General features: G+C 33.0%; 20 protein-coding genes. 7 read left to right on the plus strand and 13 right to left on the minus strand.

Features of this window, described 5'->3' with window-relative positions; translation table 11 throughout:
• Nucleotides 1-6 precede the first annotated feature (6 nt).
• Genes KO527_RS07905 through galU form a run of 11 tightly spaced genes read right to left on the minus strand, consistent with a single transcriptional unit; the run spans nucleotide 7 to nucleotide 10,237 of the window.
• Nucleotides 7-978: a glycosyltransferase family A protein gene (locus KO527_RS07905; RefSeq protein WP_216039795.1), complete on the minus strand. Its 972-nt coding sequence runs from the start codon at nucleotides 976-978 to the stop codon at nucleotides 7-9.
• A gap of 58 nt (nucleotides 979-1,036) precedes the next feature.
• On the minus strand, nucleotides 1,037-1,804 hold the full coding sequence (locus KO527_RS07910; protein WP_216039796.1) for a hypothetical protein: 768 nt from the start codon (nucleotides 1,802-1,804) through the stop codon (nucleotides 1,037-1,039).
• 39 nt (nucleotides 1,805-1,843) lie between these two features.
• Entirely contained in the window at nucleotides 1,844-3,214 is a 1,371-nt protein-coding gene (locus tag KO527_RS07915) for an oligosaccharide flippase family protein (protein WP_216039797.1), read from the minus strand.
• A complete protein-coding gene (locus KO527_RS07920) occupies nucleotides 3,215-4,573 on the minus strand; it encodes a hypothetical protein (protein ID WP_216039798.1) in 1,359 nt (452 codons plus the stop codon). It abuts the gene before it with no gap.
• A gap of 4 nt (nucleotides 4,574-4,577) precedes the next feature.
• On the minus strand, nucleotides 4,578-5,309 hold the full coding sequence (locus KO527_RS07925; RefSeq protein ID WP_216039799.1) for a WecB/TagA/CpsF family glycosyltransferase: 732 nt from the start codon (nucleotides 5,307-5,309) through the stop codon (nucleotides 4,578-4,580).
• On the minus strand, nucleotides 5,302-6,522 hold the full coding sequence (locus tag KO527_RS07930) for a glycosyltransferase family 4 protein (protein WP_216039800.1): 1,221 nt from the start codon (nucleotides 6,520-6,522) through the stop codon (nucleotides 5,302-5,304). Before KO527_RS07930 ends, KO527_RS07925 begins: the two co-directional genes overlap by 8 nt.
• Nucleotides 6,522-7,478 (minus strand): glycosyltransferase family 2 protein, encoded by a 957-nt coding sequence (locus KO527_RS07935; RefSeq protein WP_216039801.1) that lies wholly within the window; start codon nucleotides 7,476-7,478, stop codon nucleotides 6,522-6,524. Before KO527_RS07935 ends, KO527_RS07930 begins: the two co-directional genes overlap by 1 nt.
• The gene (locus KO527_RS07940; RefSeq protein WP_216039802.1) at nucleotides 7,478-7,930 is read right to left on the minus strand and encodes a hypothetical protein; all 453 of its coding nucleotides are present in this window, start codon (nucleotides 7,928-7,930) and stop codon (nucleotides 7,478-7,480) included. The genes KO527_RS07935 and KO527_RS07940 overlap by 1 nt, the downstream gene beginning before the upstream one ends.
• Nucleotides 7,931-7,932: 2 nt before the next feature.
• Nucleotides 7,933-8,301 (minus strand): hypothetical protein, encoded by a 369-nt coding sequence (locus KO527_RS07945; RefSeq protein WP_216039803.1) that lies wholly within the window; start codon nucleotides 8,299-8,301, stop codon nucleotides 7,933-7,935.
• A 1-nt stretch (nucleotide 8,302) separates the two neighbouring features.
• Nucleotides 8,303-9,259 carry a glycosyltransferase family 2 protein gene (locus KO527_RS07950; protein ID WP_216039804.1) on the minus strand — a complete coding sequence of 319 codons (957 nt, stop codon included), beginning with the start codon at nucleotides 9,257-9,259 and terminating at the stop codon, nucleotides 8,303-8,305.
• Between the two features lie 30 nt (nucleotides 9,260-9,289).
• A complete protein-coding gene (galU, locus tag KO527_RS07955; RefSeq protein WP_216039805.1) occupies nucleotides 9,290-10,237 on the minus strand; it encodes a UTP--glucose-1-phosphate uridylyltransferase GalU in 948 nt (315 codons plus the stop codon).
• Nucleotides 10,238-10,559: 322 nt separating this feature from the next.
• Between galU and KO527_RS07960 the strand changes: the two genes are divergently transcribed.
• The 3 genes from KO527_RS07960 to KO527_RS07970 all read left to right on the plus strand — a co-directional run bounded on the left by KO527_RS07960 (nucleotide 10,560) and on the right by KO527_RS07970 (nucleotide 13,491).
• Nucleotides 10,560-11,213: a transglutaminase-like cysteine peptidase gene (locus KO527_RS07960; protein ID WP_216039806.1), complete on the plus strand. Its 654-nt coding sequence runs from the start codon at nucleotides 10,560-10,562 to the stop codon at nucleotides 11,211-11,213.
• Between the two features lie 121 nt (nucleotides 11,214-11,334).
• A complete protein-coding gene (locus KO527_RS07965) occupies nucleotides 11,335-12,057 on the plus strand; it encodes a hypothetical protein (RefSeq protein ID WP_216039807.1) in 723 nt (240 codons plus the stop codon).
• Nucleotides 12,058-12,138: 81 nt separating this feature from the next.
• Nucleotides 12,139-13,491 (plus strand): O-antigen ligase family protein, encoded by a 1,353-nt coding sequence (locus KO527_RS07970; RefSeq protein WP_252733556.1) that lies wholly within the window; start codon nucleotides 12,139-12,141, stop codon nucleotides 13,489-13,491.
• A 24-nt stretch (nucleotides 13,492-13,515) separates the two neighbouring features.
• Here the strand turns inward: KO527_RS07970 and KO527_RS07975 are convergent, their stop codons facing one another.
• The gene (locus tag KO527_RS07975; protein ID WP_216039809.1) at nucleotides 13,516-13,956 is read right to left on the minus strand and encodes a Spy/CpxP family protein refolding chaperone; all 441 of its coding nucleotides are present in this window, start codon (nucleotides 13,954-13,956) and stop codon (nucleotides 13,516-13,518) included.
• A 146-nt stretch (nucleotides 13,957-14,102) separates the two neighbouring features.
• On the opposite strand from KO527_RS07975, the gene KO527_RS07980 reads away from it, so the two are divergent.
• The 3 genes from KO527_RS07980 to KO527_RS07990 are packed head-to-tail and all read left to right on the plus strand — an operon-like array spanning nucleotide 14,103 to nucleotide 17,133.
• Complete coding sequence (locus KO527_RS07980; protein WP_216039810.1) at nucleotides 14,103-14,786, plus strand: response regulator; 684 nt, start codon at nucleotides 14,103-14,105, stop codon at nucleotides 14,784-14,786.
• Between the two features lie 2 nt (nucleotides 14,787-14,788).
• Nucleotides 14,789-16,180: an ATP-binding protein gene (locus KO527_RS07985; RefSeq protein WP_216039811.1), complete on the plus strand. Its 1,392-nt coding sequence runs from the start codon at nucleotides 14,789-14,791 to the stop codon at nucleotides 16,178-16,180.
• Complete coding sequence (locus KO527_RS07990) at nucleotides 16,180-17,133, plus strand: alpha/beta fold hydrolase (protein WP_216039812.1); 954 nt, start codon at nucleotides 16,180-16,182, stop codon at nucleotides 17,131-17,133. Before KO527_RS07985 ends, KO527_RS07990 begins: the two co-directional genes overlap by 1 nt.
• Here the strand turns inward: KO527_RS07990 and KO527_RS07995 are convergent.
• On the minus strand, nucleotides 17,097-17,993 hold the full coding sequence (locus tag KO527_RS07995; protein ID WP_216039813.1) for a cation diffusion facilitator family transporter: 897 nt from the start codon (nucleotides 17,991-17,993) through the stop codon (nucleotides 17,097-17,099). The two genes, KO527_RS07990 and KO527_RS07995, sit on opposite strands and share 37 nt — an antisense overlap.
• 93 nt (nucleotides 17,994-18,086) lie before the next feature.
• Between KO527_RS07995 and trmL the strand changes: the two genes are divergently transcribed.
• Complete coding sequence (gene trmL, locus KO527_RS08000) at nucleotides 18,087-18,551, plus strand: tRNA (uridine(34)/cytosine(34)/5-carboxymethylaminomethyluridine(34)-2'-O)-methyltransferase TrmL (RefSeq protein ID WP_042148148.1); 465 nt, start codon at nucleotides 18,087-18,089, stop codon at nucleotides 18,549-18,551.
• Nucleotides 18,552-18,622: the final 71 nt, after the last annotated feature.

Consider the following 18,622-nt stretch of genomic DNA (forward strand, 5'->3'; position numbering starts at 1 on the left):
TTATATTTAAGCTTTATATTCTATATTTTTATTTTGCTCTTTTGAGAACCTACTAACTTGATATTTTACCATTCCAACAAACTGAGGAAGTTTCGCAAAAATACAAAAAGTCGCATCCAATAATTTATCTTTAAAGGAATAAGGTATTGTTGATTTAATGCCTATTTTTAGTATTTGAATAGGGAAAATTAATGCACTAATCAGTAACCAAGGCTCAATAATGCTTCCACATAAAATAGTTATGGGGATAAGTAAAACCCAAATAAGAATACTATGCTGTCTTTTATTCCATGCTCCCCACTGAGAGCCATTAGCAAAACCAAAACCTGTTTTTACCGTTCTCATCCACCATTGTTTGAATGATACCATCGCACAATCGTGAGTCCCCATAGCTATATCTAAACAACGTACTGTATAACCTTTTTCTCTGACTCGGCTATAAAACTCAGGCTCTTCACCTGCTATAAGCGTTTCATTAAAACCATTAAATTGCTTAAATATATCAACCTTTATTGTCGCTATACCACCGCATGAATCTATAATTCCAGGCCTTATATACCAACTCATATCACATAGTTGTGTATAAATAGATTCTTTAACATTTTTTTCGCGTAATCGCCCACAAACTGCTGATAGCTTATCATCATCAGTTAATACCGTTAAAGCATGTTTAAGCCAACCTGCATTAAGCTCACAATCAGCATCAATAAAATGAATAAATTCAAGCTCAGGTGATTCACTCGTTATTTGTTTAAACCCTGCATTGCGTGCTATAGCTGCATTTATCGGTTTATCATCGTTTAACCTTACAACTGAAATACCTAAAGAATCAGCAAATTCAGCGCTACCATCCTTGGAGTCGGAGTCTACGTAAACAACTTTACATTTAGCTTTTCTAACTGACTGTAAACAAAGCTTAAGCCTTTCACCTTCATTTCTGCCGATAACGACAATTCCAATAGAGACCAATTTATTCATAAACATTCTCTTTAAAATTATTTATTTCATATAATTTGAAGTTAAAAATTAAAACTGCTTAAAGCCTAATTTCTGATTTAATATTATACTGAGCTTCTTGTTTATCCATAAACTCATTGAAGTGCCTTTTGGCAACCCAAATTGTCAAAGATGGTACAGATATATCTTTACATAACTGTTCAAAAAACTCTGGTACTCTATAAGTCTGGGGCTGTACAGCAAAAGAGTATGTTGCAAGCAACCTTCCAAGCATTTTACCGTAAGAATAAAAGTGCCAATTAAAAGTATTAACTGATTTAGCAAGTTCAAAATCTATTCTATATGGGGTATTATCATTACTCATTACAATATTAATCAAAGAGTGATCAACATCCAGTAACTTTCCTTCCACCATCTTTGCAGTCATTTCTATAACACTTCTTTCAAAAGCGATTAAATCATCTATCGCATTTTCAGAAAAACAATGTTTGATATACTCATCAGCTATTCTACAATCCCCTAAATCTTCAATAATTAATGCCTCTGTAAAATTTTTTGGTTGATTTACGAGTTGACACCAACCAAATGCCTTCGGAACATTTATATTCAAAGACTTAGCATGATTAAGCGCGTTCCACTCATTTTCTGCTAATGAACTTCCTATTAACCTTCGAAACTTTCCACCTAAATGCTGACGACTCCAAAGCTTAATAATAATCGTTTCTGCATTAGAAGTTTTATATCTTGCTATTATTTTATCTTTATTATTAGAAAGAATTTCAGCTTTATCGTAGTCAATACAAAGGCTATTGACTGTTTCGTTTATTTTATCTGCAGACCATTCCATACCAATACACCCTTACTATAATATTTTTTAAATTCTCAATTAGATATTGATATTTAAACCAAAGAACCACCAAAAACAACAAATTAAAAGCCCAGTACCGAGAGCAATTAAAACATCTAACCTACAGTCCAAATCCACATATTTCTTTGCCAAACAATATATAATTGGTAACCATATAATTGGAGCAAAAGAAACTCCAAAGATCACTCCAGCTAAGCCATAAAAGTAATAACCTAGCAACATTGATAAAATAAAAATAATCGACCAAGCAGCATAAGAAAGCATATGAAAGAAAGAATCCCCTTTTGAAAGAAAGATAGGAGAAATAGTCATGCACAATATACGAACCACCATACCAGCCGATAGTACCTGTAACATCCAGCCTGCATTATAATAAGGCTGCTCGTAAAGTAGCTTTATTATCAGATCCCCAGTGATTGCAATAAATACAACTAAAGGGATTAAAGCTGATAAAATATATATCCTTACCTTATTAAATTTCAAACTTAATTGTTGACGTTCATTATCTGCAACTGAAGCAATAGCAGGCATAATCGTTTTACTTATTAAGGCAGATAATAGCCCCAAAGCAATTTGAGAAAAAAGCGCAGCTAAATTATATAAACCAAGTTCAGATTTTGAAATGACAGTTCCGAGTAACAAACGGTCTCCCTTTCCTACTAAAAAAGTAAAAATTGTCGCTATAAATATCCATTTCCCGAACCGAACCATCTCAGAAACTGTAGAGCGCTGCCATTTAAAACCAACAACACCACCTTTTATTAAGTAACTACCAATTAGCTTTATCAGGGCAGAAATTAATCCGCTAAATACAAATGCCCATATATTTTTATATACCATCGCTAAAAGAATTGTAAAAATTAGTGTTAATAATTGGCTAAACAACTCTAATATAACAATAGGCTTTATCTTCAAGTCTTTTTGATGAAGTGGAATGCTCGTTGATGTGAAGCCAGCTATAACAAATGAAAAACCAATAACTGGTAGAATATACTTAAGTTCAGCCTCTCCATATAGGCTCGCTAAAGGAGTTGATAAGAGTGAAACCCCCCCCCATAAAATAAAGCCTCTCATTACCTGTAATGTCCAAGCTGTTTTAAGAAAACCAATCTCCCTTCCTTTTGGGTTTTGAATAATGCTGGTTGAAATTCCAAAATCAGAAAACAAAGCAATTCCAATAGTGATCGCCGAAATTATTGCCATCAAACCAAATATTTCAGGCATAAAAATACGGGTTAGTATTAAACTACTAACCATTCTCAAAAACATACTTCCGCCAAAACCTACAAATGTCCAAGCAGCACTTCTACCGATGCGAGAAGCTGAATTTTGGCTATTTTTGAAACCAGATACTTTATTTTTAATTTTATTTATTGATAAAACGAACACTTAACATGCCACCTTGTGATTGAATTTTGGACGCTTTCCCTGTTCAAATATATAGTTTGAACGACCAATAAGTGCTCCAATAAGAAACCAAGACCAGCTATGTAAGGATGAATTGGGAATTTGATCTAACATGATAATTGAAAGTAATAATGCAAAGCTAACAATTGATAGCTGCTGTGATTTATTTGAGATAAGAGTACTTGCTTTGATACTTTTTTGAATCGATACAACAGCTAAACCAAATAATAAGCTAAAACCGATTATTCCATAAGAACTTAAAGCAATGATCCAATATCCATCAGTCACTGAATCAGATAGACGATTCCTTCCCCAGGCACCCCACCCAAAAAATAACTTCTCTTGAGCATGCTCAAGTAGCTTCATTTCATGAAAAAAGCGAAATTCTAAAGACTGTGCTCTTTGAGGACTCATTTCATTAGCAAATTCAATTATCTCAAAATGAGGAAATAATCCAAACATAGAGAGTAAAGGGTATAAAATAACTAAGCTTATAATTAACTGAGTAATTCGTTTAATTAGATAAATAGGTAAAAGAGCGATGCACAAAACAAGTAAAGACCCAAAAATAACAGAACCAACAGACTTGTTTAAAATTAATACAATTAAAAAGTAAATAACTATTAATATGGGTGGTATATAAAATGCTCTTATTTTATTTTTAAAGTTAATCACTGCAGCAGCTAAACAGACAGCTAAAAACATTGAAACTAAAAGCCCGTGCCCCATAAATACAATAGCACGAAACCCACCAAACCTAGCTTGTTGTCCCCAAGAGTGAGGGAAGAAACCATAAATCCAAGTATGTAACTTTGGGCTCATTCTGATTTCAAATAAAACTAATATAGAATAAAACAATCCAGATATAATAATCAGCTTTATCAAAAGCGTTAAATCTTCGTGACTTTTGATAATTTGTCCAGCCACAATAAAAGGTAATATTTTTAAGTAAGCAAGTATAATGGCTGATATTGAGTCATATATAGTTAGACCTGACTTCCATACAACACCATTAAATACAGGTTCAGAGTTAGTTAAAATCGTAACTAGAGGTAAAAGTAATAGTAGAATAACAATCCATCTTTCAGCTCCTGAACTAGGAATTAAATTAATATCAATATTTTTTATAAATCGACAACATAAAATGGCTGCTATTGCCGGTATTGTGTTTTGATCTAGAGCAGGAACTAATGGTAGGTCAATTTCAACTCTAACAGGCAGCAATAAATACCCGCCAACAATAGTCAAAAATGTTGCAGTAATAGTGTCTAGTTTTTTATAAAAGAAAATACTAAATATTGGCCACGCAATAAGCATGACATAAGCAAAAATATTTGGCATTTATTTACAACTTTACGTACAGCTTAGGAAGCTTAAGAAAGTTATCAAAATAGCGTTTAACTAACCTTTTAGGATCTTGCATCATCCTATATGCCCACTCTAAATGCAGTGTTTGCAAAATTTTAGGTGCGCGTTTTTCTTCTCCAACTAAAAATAAAATGGAAGCACCAATACATAAAGCAACACCATTAATTAAATTATGATCTTTTATTAATTTAGCTAACACTTCTTGGCGAGGAGAGCCAACTGCCAAGAAAACATATTGTGCATTTGAACCTTTAATTACATCAAGTGTTTTGTTCACTTCTTCAGGTTTATTAATAAAGCCCATAGGTGGATTGTAATGTTGAATCGTTAAGTGATTATATTTAGCTTTTAAACGTATCATTACATCATCATTGCCACCCACAACAAGAATTTTTGAGTCTTCATTTAATTCATCATCAAAAAGTTTTTGTGTTAATGTACTGCCTGGGATCACTTCCTTAACTTTGTGTCCTTTTAGCTTTAATATTTTTTCCAAAACTCGGCTGTCACATAAATTCAATGAAGCATTATCATAAATTGGCTGTAAAGTCTTAGCTTCTAGGGGAATGACCAGTCTAGTTAAATGATCAATGTTAGGAGTAACGATATAATCACTTCCCTCACTATTAGCAAGAGATTGTGTTTTCGCTAACGCATCATGTAATGTGCAGTTATCTAAAACCACTAATGCTGTTTTTATTTTATCCATGTATCAACTCTGCTAAATATTGTGTGTTTCCACTAAGAGAAAAACTTTCCTTCACATGTTTAATTGCTTGATTTGAGATCTGCTCTCTCATTTGATTATTGCAACCTAAAGCTTGCTCTAAACTTAAAGCACAAGCTTTTACGTCACCGCTAATCGCACTAAACCCTGTTTTGTTATTAATTACTAACTCAGGAACACCTGAAATATCGGAAGAAATAACAGGTACACCTTTTAACATAGCTTCCATTAAGGAAACTGGAATACCATCCATATCCCCGTTAGAGTCTTGAACACAGGGTAATATAAAAAAATCTAATTCCTGTAACCATTGAGCAACCTGGTTATTCGCCATTACACCTTTAAAAATAACTTGCTCTTGCAATTCATGCTTTGCGACTAAAGATTCTAACTTGTCTTTTTCAGGGCCATCGCCAACTATTTCAATTACATATGAATAATGTTTTTTAAGTTTAGGAAGTGCTTCTAGTAATATATGAATACCTTTTTTTTCTACTAAACGTCCCAAAACACCAACACGTTGTACAGGATTATTTGGCTGGGCTTCTCTAGGTACAAATTTATTTTCATCCACACCACAACGAACAACTTTCACTTTTAACTCTTTATCAAATTGTGATAGATATTTTTTATTGAAATTTGAAATTGTTGAAAAAAACTTAGCGCGATTAATTTTTTGCTCTAATAAATAGCCTCTTTCAAAAATATCATTAGCATGTGCTTGCACACTGAAGTCAATATTTGCGATTTTAGTTGCATACATAGCAATATCTGTTGGTACATGGGCAAAGTGAACGTGAACATGTGTAATTTCATGCTTTTTCAAATAACGAGAAAATCCACATGCAGCTAAAAACCTAAAAACCAATCCAGCACTATTTCGGGTAATGATTCCTATTGAAAACACATCTCTTATCAACAGCGAGATTGCCTTGAGCATTTTTATTGGATTACTAAACAGCATCACAAAGAAAGAAATGATAAAGCTTAAAAATTTTTGATTATAAACAACATAAACATCACCAATGTCCTCTTTAACATCTTGAGTTGCTTTTGCTTTAGGCACATGCACTGAAGCTGCCATAACATCTGTATTAAAATCTCTTAATTTCAACAACTCCTTATATACAAAAGTCGCTGATAATGCAGGGATTTCAGGTGCTAAGAATAATACTTTAGGTTTACTAGGTGACATTAACTAGCCTTACTTGGAATTTGATACACTTCTTTTTCAGGATCCCAATTTTCCGAGGTTTTATTATTTATCTTAGCAACAGCCTTGGTTTTACCATTTATTAAACAACTCCATTGAAAACGCCTCATAAGCTTAATCATTTTTGGATCATCTAAACGCTCAACTCGCGTAAATGCACTTTTAATATAACCCCATAAAGTTGCAAGAGAACCCATTACATAAGGTTTTTTGTTGAGCCTAAAAACAACAGATGCAAACATATAAATAAAACTTGTACCCATGAAGTATTGACCAAAACCATGCCTGACACGACCTGTAATTATGCTCTTTTGACTCGAGCCCATAGGTCTTAAATGGGTAAAACGAATCCTAGGATCATCTTCACTTGCTGAGATCCAACCTAATAAACGACACCTATGGCTATCAATACCATCCCACATTACTTGTTTTACAAAACCGCCAATTTGTTTAAAACATTGCACTCTATAAAATTTAGTCATGCCTACAGATGATTCATCACCACACACTTCTGCTACAAGTTTTTTTGTTTTATCGTGAATAAAATAAGGTTTACCGCTATAAGTACCTAACCTAGGCTCTTTTTCCATTTTTTCAATTAATATTTGAAAATATGCTAAAGGTAAATCTAAGTCTAAATCCAACTTACAAATGTAGTCATAATCATCAATTTTTATATTATTATAACCTTCATAAAAAGCTTCAATTACACCTGGACCAACACTTCTGTGACCTCTATTTTTGCGTTTTACAATTTGAATAAAGTCATGCTTTTGTGCATATTCATTTAATATCTCGGGTGTTGCATCAGTAGAGCCATCATCAACAATGATCCATTTCTTAGGTTTTACCGTTTGATTTACAACACTATCTAGTGTCTGACGCATGTATTGTTCTTCATTTCTACAAGGAGAAATGATCAAATAATTTTGGCTCATTAACTATTTTCCGTATGTGATGATTGGTTTAACTTATTACTCTTGCGGCTTTTTATTATTTTTTTTATTGTTCTTATATAAAAAACCATAACCCCTAGTGATACAACAACCAAAATAAGTTGTCCTATCCAATTAAAAACCTGATCGAATGCTTTATTTGAATCCTCTAATCTCTCAAATAATGAATGAAAGAAAAATATATCAAATAAGTCACCTCTAGTTGTTTCCTTACTTAATAAACCGCTTGCATGGATGATGTCTGGAATGAGTCCCCAAAGACCAAAAACAAAAATAACGATAGGAAAATACAAAAACCAGTGACGACTTCTTTTATTTATCATTTTGAAAATATAGATTTGGTTTTGTAATGTATGGCGATGCCTTCCTATTAAATAAGACACACAAGTACCAAGAGCTGCGCCAATTGAAAAATAAAAATGCTTTTCTGGCATAACTAAACACCCTTTCTCCAACCAAATCTTCTGCAATGTTTAACTAAAGCTATATATCGAATTAAGATATATAAATACATCAAACCACATAATAATGTCACTAAATGCAGTCGCCCAAAGAGAGTGATAGCCAGCTCATTAAAATGCAAAAAATCATAAAACAGAAAAAAGTTCAGCCATGGTTCGCTACTTTTAACATCTAAAAATATATAAGGTAAACTCGCTATAAAGCCTATAATAAAAGGAACAAAAGCAGCGTATAATTGCACTGCTAAATTATTCTTTTTAACTTTGTATAACAGTATCATTATCAAAAAACCTAGCGAAAAACCGATTCCAAAATGGCCTGCACCTGTTAGATAATCATTCATTTTAATCTTGCTTATAAATAATTGACGAATACTTTATAAAGTCTTTGAAATATTCAGGCGGTGTATCGTCCTCAGTACCTTTTATTTTTTGTTTTAATCTATAAAATGACAAACCTAAAAGATGATTAATATCAGCTAATGCAGCCAAAATTCTGCCATGATTTTTAACAAAATAACGACGTCTAGAATCAAACCAAAATTTTGGTTTAGGACGTTTTACATCTGTTATATTTGTAGAGGCACCAACATAGTGTGATATACAACTGTCTTTGACATAATTAATTGAGTAACCATGCTTTTTTACTTTAAAACAAAAATCAACTTCTTCGAAATATAAGAAATATTTTTCATCCATAATTCCGACATTCTCAAATACTTCTCGCCTAACCATTAAAGAAGCACCTGACATCCAATCGTAGGATTTATGATTAACTGGCTCATGATTAGATATTACTTTGGATTTAAATATTTTATCTAATACACCTAACTTTAAAGCACCAATAAATTCACCAAATACCGATGGGGAATTAAAAGCTGATACTAGCGTATTACCATTTTCATCTTGTTGATGACTACCAGCAATGCCCGATTGAGAATTTGTTTCTAGAAACTCAACAAGAGATAGCCCTGCTTTTTCAGTAATAAAAGTATCTGGGTTTAGCAGCCAAATATAATCTTTGTTTTGATTCATAAAAGGTTTGATAGCAACATTATTACCAAATGCAAAGCCACCATTATTACCGGAAGAAACAACTTCAATCCAGCTTCGCCAATTGTTATCTTTTACAAATAAAGATAACTCAGAGAAAGAATCATCGGGTGAATCATTATCAACAACGATTACTTTAAGGTTAGGTAAGTGAACCAATTCATAAGATAAAGATGTTAAACAATCTTTAACTAATTCCGCAGTTTTATAATTAACAATTGCGACACCAACACTCTGAGCATTACTCATAATTTATCAAGTTCCATCTATGATATTAAATTAGTTTACTTTATCGGTTTTATTCGTAACGGGTTTTGAGGAAAGCTTTGCATCTTCTATTGCTAAGAAACTTTCTAAGTTAGCTCTAAACTCTTCGCCTAAACGACCACATTTCAGGCCATATTCAACGTTAGCCATCATATAACCTAATTTAGAGCCACAATCATGTGACTTACCTTTAATATGGTAAGCTTCTAACGTTTCAAGTAAATTGAGTTGGTGTAAAGCATCAGTGAGCTGTATTTCACCACCAGCACCTGGTGGTGTAAACTCAAGTAAATCCCAAATATTTTCTGATAAAACATATCGCCCAGTGATTGCAAAGTTACTTGGCGCATCATCTAAATTTGGTTTCTCAACCATGTCGTGAATGACAGCGCTGTCTCCACCATTTAAACCAGTACCTTTTAAATCAACAACACCGTACTGATCAACTTTATCATGTGGTACTGACTCAACCATAATTTGACTATTTTTACTGGTTTCAAACCTAGAGATCATTTCTGCTAGGTTATCTTGCTTATGATTAGACTGATATTGATCGATAATGACATCAGGCAGTAAAACAACAAATGGATTATTACCCACAATTGGTCTAGCGGCTAATACGGCATGACCTAAACCTAACGGAGCAGATTGCCTTACAGATATAACCGTCACGTCTTTAGGTACAATAGAGCGCACTTCTTCTAAAAGGCTACGCTTAACACGAGATTCCAATGTCGCTTCAAGTTCAAAGCTGGTATCAAAATGATTTTCTATTGAATTTTTAGAGGAATGAGTAACAATAACTATTTCTTTAATTCCAGCAGAGACAGCTTCATTTACTACATATTGAATAAGAGGTTTATCAACTAAAGGTAACATTTCTTTAGGGATAGCTTTAGTTGCTGGCAACATACGAGTTCCCAAGCCAGCTACTGGCAATATCGCTTTTTTAACCTTCATAATGTGTTTCCTTACATTTTAATTTCAAGTAAGAAAAGGACTCACGGCAGGGTGAATTTCCTTATTCAAATACTTTTATCAATTCCTGAAGGCGCACACTATATATACTTGGACCCTTTATATCAACAAAAAAAGTAATAATATTTCATTAGAACTTGTTACTATTACATATACAAATTTAAAGCTTCTTTTCACTCACATTATAGTTAACCAGTGAATTAAGTACCTATATAAAAGCATATTTTCTATTTGCAACATCTAAACACTCAACGTAAAATGTACCTGTTTAAATTCAAATAACCAATATTTTCAAGGCTTTAACTTGGCAAGGTTTCTTATTTTAATTTGTTTGCTTTTCACACAAAAACTACAAAGTTCAAGTTTATTTACTTTTCTAAATAAGATAGCCCCGACTTATGGTACCCAAGGTGAAAACAGGACAAAACAGTGGTATAAATTAATTAAAGAACAGAACTCTGAATCTGAGTGGAAAAAGTTACATATTACTAATTCTTTTATTAATAAAAATATAACTTATGCTTCAGACTTAGCTCTTTGGGGGAAGAATGATTATTGGTCAACCCCAATTGAAACCTTAGGGTCAGGTTTTGGTGATTGTGAAGATTTTGCAATTGCGAAATTTTTTTCTTTAATCGCACTAGGAGTACCTGAAGATAAATTGCGATTAATGTATGTACGCCAACTAACAACAAATACACCTCACATGGTTTTGATATACTTTGAACATCCGACTTCAATTCCGCTTATTTTAGATAATTACAATCAAAAAATAAAACCTGCGAACTCAAGGCCCGATTTGCGCCCCATTTATAGTTTTAATGGTTCTGGTTTATGGATGAATAAAACAAAGGGAAAAGACATCAAAGTTAATAATTCTCGTGGAATATCTGCTTGGAGTAATCTCATCTTACGCATGGAAAGAGGAGAATTAAAACAACCTAAAAATTTATTATGATAATAAATTATTACCTCTCTTCTTTTTTATTTATGACAAAAATAACAATAGCACTAATATTTCATTTCAATTAGAATCCTTTTTTGTACCCAATTAAAACATGGCTAAATAAGGAAAAACCATGATAAAGCTCATTATAGCTAGCTTGCTCTCTTTAGCAGTAATTATAAACTTTACTGTCTCTCCCGCTTTTGCTAAATCAGAAGAAAAGATAGTTATAGATGAAGCTATTGGTTACTTATCTAACAAGGAAGCATGTTTCTCACTTGAAAAGTCTGTTTTAGAAAACTTATTAGTAAACCCTGAGTCAGCTGATAGTATAATTTCATCCGCAATATTGATGGTTGGTTCAGATTCAAATCAAATTCAAAATATTTTACACTCATCTATCAATGCATTTATCCCGGCCTATAAAGTAAGATCTATTGCAATAACAAATCATGTGAGCAAATCTTCAGCTTCTGCACCTTACTCTGCAATTGAAGAAGAAACTTTTAAAGAGTGCTCTGATTTAGCTGATATAGTAAAAAGTTCAATTATCACTAACCCTGAATTAGCGCCTAGCATTTTAGCTGTAGCTATTGCTATGGTTGGTACAGAATCGGCAAAAGTAAAAGATATTATATTATCCGCAAGGCACACAGGTATTGATCCTGATTTAGTGACAGCAATTGCAATCGCTAATAATATTGATCCTACACTCGCTTCAGAAGAAACGTCTGCATATAACAATTCAAATAGACGAACTAACCAAGCAGGTTATACACCAAGTAACTCAAAAGGTGGAAATGGCGGAGGCGGAGGCGCTGGCGGGATCTCTGAGCATAAAAAATATGATAAATAACTAAAGCCTTCTGCAGTATCCTATAAGTAAACAGCCCCTTAAATGGGGCTTTTTAATAAAAAAACACCGGAATCACGCTCTTTGAAAACAACCATTTTGTATTGTCTTTGCTTTTTATTGGTATGGCTACCGATCCCTCTTGGAAGTTATCGACCTTGGGCTATTTTGCTATTTAGCTTTTTCATATCAGTGATATTTTTATTACATTTGATACTCTCAATAAAAAAACAAAAAAAGTTATTCCCTCCAAAATACTCTTTATGGGTTATTGTTCCTTTAACTTGTGTAAGTAACCTTCTATTAATTCAATTAATTCCAGGACTAAATACAAGTCTATCAGGCGGTTTAAGCGTAATCAGTATAGACCCTATACAAACACAAATTACATTATTAAAAACTATTACTATGTTGCTTTTCAGCTGGTTATTATTTAGTTACTGCGATCACTATAAAGCTTTAGTTAAGATAGTGTATTCAATTGTATTAGGTGGATTAATTCAGGCTTTATATGCAACATTCTTAAATTTAAATCCCGGTTTAAGTAGCCTTGTATTCAATTATCCATTCGAGCCAAGAGCGACGGGCTCTTTTTCATATCAGAACTTTTTAGCTAACTATTTAGCAATATGCTTATCTATAGGTATGGGCTTGTTGATCAGTCAATTATCATTAGTTAATTCACAAAAGAATTTGAAAAATAATATTAGAGATATAGTTAGCATTATTTTAAGTTCAAAAATGTTATTAAGAGGCGCACTCATATTAATGATAATTGCATTAATATTAACGCGTTCAAGAATGGGAAATTCTGCATTTTTTATCGCATTAGCGATTGTGAGTATATTTTCATTTTTCTTTTATAACAAAAAGCCTGTTTCCTTAAGACCTTTAATTATTAGCTTTTTCATAATAGATATTGTAATTGTTGGTGCATTATTTGGTGTTGATAAAGTACATGAGCGGTTAAGTCAAACCAGTTTAGAATCTGAAACAAGAGACGAAGTTATAAGAGATTCTATTCCTATTATTGTTGACAACTTTTTTTTAGGAACTGGCGGGGGCACATTTTATACCGCATTCCCTAAATACCAAGCTGAAGTTTATTCAGGCAATTATGATAATGCCCATAATGATTACATTCAATTCTCAATAGAGTTTGGCGTACCTATGACTTTAACGCTAGGAGGTATAATTCTAATTGCTTTATTTATTTCATTTAAAACTATGATGAAAAGGAAAACACCATTATATCAAGGAGTTTCTTTTGGTTGTGCTGTTGCCATTATATATATGTTATTACATTCCACAGTAGACTACTCACTTCAAGCTGGTGCTAATAGTTTTACTTTTATATTAATATTATGTCTCGTATTTATAACAGCTAAATTACCAAGAGAACATAAAAAAGACACAATAAAAACAAGCCTGCACTAGACATGCAGGCTAAATAAGTCGTAATTATTTTGAATATTTATTACGCATTTTATTTTTTCTGTGCTTCATCATTTTTTGCAGTTTTTCTTGTTGCTCTTCATCTAATATATTCCAGATTTGATGTTTACCTCTGGCTTTAATAACAGATATTTCTAATTTGCTATCTTGATTACTGAGTAAAAAGTCACGAAAAGCTTGCTCATCAAATGTTTCGCTGTGTATTAATGCTTTATGTTGCTGACGAGTCTCTTTACCCGCTTCTTTATATTGCTCTAAAGCCGACTTTTGTTGCTCTATAATTGATTTAATTTGTGATTGCTGTGCATCTGTTAAAGATAAAAACGATTTTGCACGATCAGATAACAACATGCGTTCAGGTGACATACCGGGTTTAGCAATAACTGAAAGACTGCTAAGTGAAGCCACTGATAATGCAGCTATTAAAAATACATTTGATAATTTCATAATTAATCTTCCTATTAGTTGGGGAACGATTAAAAGTATAATCACTGCAATGAAAAGTAACGCAAACGTAAGTAAAGATTGTGTAAAGATAAACAGCTTTACCTAAAAAACGGTATGATTATATAAAAGAAGTTTAGGATAATTTAATGCAAATCTTATTAATTGATGATGATATTGAACTATGTAATCTTTTAAGTGAATACTTAGGGGCACATGGCTTTGATATTGTAACTGAAAATGATGGAAAAGCCGGTTTAGAACGTGCTTTAAAAGATGATTTTGCACTCATTTTATTAGATGTAATGTTACCAAAACTTGATGGTTTTGAAGTACTAAAACAGTTTAGGCAAAAAAAATTGACTCCTTTAATTATGCTGACCGCACGTGGTGAAGATTTTGACCGTATTTTTGGTTTAGAACTCGGGGCAGATGATTACTTAGCTAAACCATTTAACCACAGAGAATTACTTGCACGTGTAAAAGCTATCACTCGAAGAATCGATCATATAAATAGCTTAAATAAAACTCCAAGTCTTAATATGAATAGTATTAGAGTTTGCCCAAAGAGCCGTGAAGTCTTCGCTAATGAAAATGTACTCATGCTAACAGGTACCGAGTATGAAATTTTATTACTACTTATAAAAAATGCCAATGAGATCATCAGTAAAGATGATATCAGTAACCAAGTTTTGGGTCGCAGACTCGTGGCTTTTGATCGCTCTATAGATATGCATGTGAGTAATATTAGAAAAAAAATCGCTGAGCATAGCCAAGGTGAAAAGATAAAAACGGTCAGAGGCTCTGGCTATATCTTTTTATCAGGGGAGTAAAAATGAAAATCTCCTCAATTGATCCTAGACGGTATTTATTTTTTAAAATATTTTTATGGTTTTGGTTAACTTTAGTCGCTACTGTTAGTTTATTAATTTTCTTAAGTAATATTGTAATTAACGATATTGCTTTTGAACCCCTGAAAGGCCCTAAGCTAAAAAATTTACAGCATATTGCGCACAATATTGAACGCATGTCTAAAAAACGAGATACAGACATCCAAAAAATTGCAGATCATCCAAGAATAAAAAGATACCGCAGTTTATATTTTAAAGCTGAAAATCCTGAGAATAGCTTTTTGAACCGTAAAGAAGTAAAAGGGTTTGATGCGAGTTTACTTAGCTTTAGCAAAGACTTGCAACCTCAAGCTATTTTCGCCAAAGAGTTTCACGCTTTTGGGCCTATTAAAGTGGAAGTAAAAGAAGATTTATACTGGGTTTATGAAGTAAAACCTAATGGCAGACAAAGTTTAGGAATTAAGCTGAAATTAATGCCAACTTGGCAAAAGTTAGCTGTATCTATAATCGCATCACTGGGCTTAAGTTTACTATTTAGTCGTACCTTAATTAGGCCTATTAACTCACTAAAAAATGCCGCATTTGCATTAGCTGATGGCAAATTAAAAACACGTATAAAGGTAAAGCCAAACCGTAATGATGAATTAGCACAACTGACCAATGACTTTAATAAAATGGCTGAAAATTTAGAGAAACTGATGACAAGTCAAAAAAGGTTATTAGCGGATATATCCCACGAATTAAGATCTCCCTTAACTCGCTTGCAAATGGCTGCGGGTTTAGCACAAATGCAACAAGACTCAAAAGAGAGTAACTATCTCGCCCGCATAGAAAAAGAAGCTAATACACTAGATGAGATGATAGGCGATGTTTTAAAGTTATCAAGATTAGAAGCCCAAAGCCAAATGCTAAATAAAGAACAACAGCCCTTTAGTTTAGTATTAAAACTAGTTTTATCTGATGCTAAATTTGAAGCTAAGCAGAATAATAAGTCACTTAACATTATTGGTGAGCAAAATAGTGAATTTTCATTTGATGGTCAAATTCTTTCAAGTGCTCTAGATAATGTATTAAGAAATGCAATTAAATACGCAAATAACGAGATCACTGTTAAGTTAAAACAAACTAAAGATGACATTGAAATTACGATATCTGATGATGGACCAGGCGTACCGGAAGAGGATTTAAATAATTTATTTGAACCTTTCTTTAGGGTTTCGCAATCAAGACAGCGAAACTCTGGCGGTACAGGTTTAGGTTTGGCAATTTGTAAACATGCTATTTTAGCCCATAACGGCAGCATAAAATTACACAACCAAAAAGATTCAGGGTTATCTGTCATAATAAAATTACCAACAAACACTGAAGAGATTTAATGTTTTACAGTAGAGAAAGTGAACTTGTAAGTAACCAAAAGACAATAGAAAGTTTTTGGCAAAATAAAGTACAGCAAAACATATTACCGACCTCAGGTGCTAACTTAGCCTTTGCTTATGTTATCCCTGAACAGGTTAAATATACCATAGTAGTAAGCTCTGGTAGGATAGAGTCTTTATTAAAATATAAAGAGCTTATTTGGGAATTTTATAACAATAACATTGCAGTTTTTATACTGGACCATAGAGGTCAAGGGTTATCAGAACGCACATTAAAAAATGCACACATCGGGCATATTAAGGATTTCTCTCAATACTCTACTGATTTTAACCGGTTTAACTTACAAGTTGTTGATAAGTATTCAAAAGGAAAAAAAATTCTGTTAGCCCACTCTATGGGTTCAGCCATTGCTCATAATTACTTAAATGAATATAAACATTCATTTGAAAAAGCCATTTTTTGCGCCCCTATGTTTGGTATTAATACAGGTAATATACCTTTATGGTTAGCTAAGTTTTTAGCGGTTAGCTTAAATAAGCTGGGGTTTGGCGAAAGATACGCACCAGGTCAATCAAATTACCAAGCTAAAGATTTTAATGATAATGAACTTACACAAAGCAAAGCACGCTATCAGGTTTTCACAGACTGTTATCAAAATAATGAAAGTATAAAGTTAGGTGGAACTAGCATTGCTTGGCTAAATGGCGCTTTTAAATCTATGGCTAAAGTACTTAATAAACCAATTGATATACCAAGTTTAATATTACAAGCACAGGCAGATACCATAGTTTGTAATCAAGCCCAAACATTAGTGCATAATAAAATGCCACTTTCCAAATTGGTTATTTTAGAAAATGGCAAACATGAATTACTATGTGAAACTGATGATATTAGACAAAAAACACTTTCATTAATTTATGAGTTTTGTGACAAAACAGATAATGGGTCCTGATGTATTATAATATCAAGCTCGCCATCAATACCCTCTTTTAATAAAATCTCAACCTCTTCAGCTACCTGATGAGCGATAAGAAGTGGTAAGTCATCATCTAACTCCACATGAAATTGAATAAACTTAGTTTTACCTGCTTGTCGTGTTCTTATATCGTGTAAACCATGTACTTTTGAATGACTATTAACTAACCGCTTTATGACTTGTTTTTCTTCATCAGGCAGTTCTTTATCCATTAAATGCGCCCCGCTTTCTACGCCAACTTCCCATGCGTTATAAAGCAAAAATATTGCTACACCTATGGTAAAGATAGGATCAGCAATAACCCAACCAAAACTTGCTAAGATCATCGCAGCCATAACGCTCGCATTTAATAACAAGTCGCCTTTATAGTGTAAAGAATCAGCTTTTATCGCAATCGAACCTGTTTTTTTAACAACCAAATTTTGAACAGAAATTAAAATTAAAGTACAAACAATTGCAAATATACTCACGCCTATGCCTATATTAAAGCCTGAACTTGAGATTTCCACAGGGTTAATTAGCCTTTCAATACCATGAAATGCTAATAAACATGCACTGCCCGCTATAAATGCCGATTGTGCAAGCCCAGCTAGCGGCTCAGCTTTACCATGGCCATATCTATGATCATCATCAGCTGGCATTAAGGCATAGCGTAATACAAAGAAATTAATAAGTGTTGCAGTGATATCCAATAAAGAATCGGTTAATGAACCTAGCATTGCAGATGAACCCGTTGAAAGCCAAGCCCATACCTTTGCAACTATCATTAAACTGACCATGACAATGGCTGTCCAGCTCGCAAGCTTTACCCAAAAATCATATCCTTTATCTTGCATATATAAAAATTCTCATTTAATTACTCGAATTGATAGCATACCATTTTTACTAAATTTGTTATGATGTTTATAACTTAATAAGCCGAGATTTTTATGTTAGATATCGTACTTTACCAACCTGAAATTCCACCAAATACGGGTAATATTATTCGTTTATGTGCCAATACAGGTTACGCATTACATTTAATAGAGCCTTTAGGTTTTGAATGGGATGATAAACGTATAAAGCGAGCAGGTTTGGATTATCATGAATTTAGCAATGTAAAAAGACACGCTAACTTAGAAGCTTATATTGAAAGTGAAAAACCAAATAAGATATATGCTTGTACAACAAAAGGTACTAAATTTTTTCATGAAGCCCCATTTGAAGCTGGTGACTGTTTGTTATTCGGTCCAGAAACCCGTGGATTACCAATAGAAACAATTAATGCATTACCTGAAGAGCAAAGACTCAGAATTCCAATGCAACCAAACAGCCGAAGCATGAATTTATCAAATGCTGTATCTGTTTTTGTTTATGAATCTTGGAGACAACTTGGCTTTAAAGGCGCAAGTTAGATTCATTAACGTTAATTGCTAAACTCGCATTTATAAAAAAACAAGCTAAGCTCTAATTACAAAAGGACTTG

The organism is Pseudoalteromonas sp. C2R02 (assembly GCF_018860845.1).
Classification (GTDB): domain Bacteria; phylum Pseudomonadota; class Gammaproteobacteria; order Enterobacterales; family Alteromonadaceae; genus Pseudoalteromonas.

Excerpts from the sequence above, each read along its gene's own strand:
- KO527_RS07950 (WP_216039804.1), bottom strand. The coding sequence starts at position 9,259 with ATGAGTAATGCTCAGAGTGTTGGTGTCGCAATTGTTAATTATAAAACT.
- KO527_RS07965 (WP_216039807.1), top strand. The coding sequence starts at position 11,335 with ATGATAAAGCTCATTATAGCTAGCTTGCTCTCTTTAGCAGTAATTATA.
- KO527_RS07975 (WP_216039809.1), bottom strand. The coding sequence starts at position 13,956 with ATGAAATTATCAAATGTATTTTTAATAGCTGCATTATCAGTGGCTTCA.
- KO527_RS07940 (WP_216039802.1), bottom strand. The coding sequence starts at position 7,930 with ATGCCAGAAAAGCATTTTTATTTTTCAATTGGCGCAGCTCTTGGTACT.
- KO527_RS07905 (WP_216039795.1), bottom strand. The coding sequence starts at position 978 with ATGAATAAATTGGTCTCTATTGGAATTGTCGTTATCGGCAGAAATGAA.
- KO527_RS07990 (WP_216039812.1), top strand. The coding sequence starts at position 16,180 with ATGTTTTACAGTAGAGAAAGTGAACTTGTAAGTAACCAAAAGACAATA.
- KO527_RS07995 (WP_216039813.1), bottom strand. The coding sequence starts at position 17,993 with ATGCAAGATAAAGGATATGATTTTTGGGTAAAGCTTGCGAGCTGGACA.
- KO527_RS07935 (WP_216039801.1), bottom strand. The coding sequence starts at position 7,478 with ATGAGCCAAAATTATTTGATCATTTCTCCTTGTAGAAATGAAGAACAA.
- KO527_RS07910 (WP_216039796.1), bottom strand. The coding sequence starts at position 1,804 with ATGGAATGGTCTGCAGATAAAATAAACGAAACAGTCAATAGCCTTTGT.
- KO527_RS07930 (WP_216039800.1), bottom strand. The coding sequence starts at position 6,522 with ATGTCACCTAGTAAACCTAAAGTATTATTCTTAGCACCTGAAATCCCT.
- KO527_RS07920 (WP_216039798.1), bottom strand. The coding sequence starts at position 4,573 with ATGCCAAATATTTTTGCTTATGTCATGCTTATTGCGTGGCCAATATTT.
- trmL (WP_042148148.1), top strand. The coding sequence starts at position 18,087 with ATGTTAGATATCGTACTTTACCAACCTGAAATTCCACCAAATACGGGT.
- galU (WP_216039805.1), bottom strand. The coding sequence starts at position 10,237 with ATGAAGGTTAAAAAAGCGATATTGCCAGTAGCTGGCTTGGGAACTCGT.
- KO527_RS07985 (WP_216039811.1), top strand. The coding sequence starts at position 14,789 with ATGAAAATCTCCTCAATTGATCCTAGACGGTATTTATTTTTTAAAATA.
- KO527_RS07925 (WP_216039799.1), bottom strand. The coding sequence starts at position 5,309 with ATGGATAAAATAAAAACAGCATTAGTGGTTTTAGATAACTGCACATTA.
- KO527_RS07980 (WP_216039810.1), top strand. The coding sequence starts at position 14,103 with ATGCAAATCTTATTAATTGATGATGATATTGAACTATGTAATCTTTTA.
- KO527_RS07945 (WP_216039803.1), bottom strand. The coding sequence starts at position 8,301 with ATGAATGATTATCTAACAGGTGCAGGCCATTTTGGAATCGGTTTTTCG.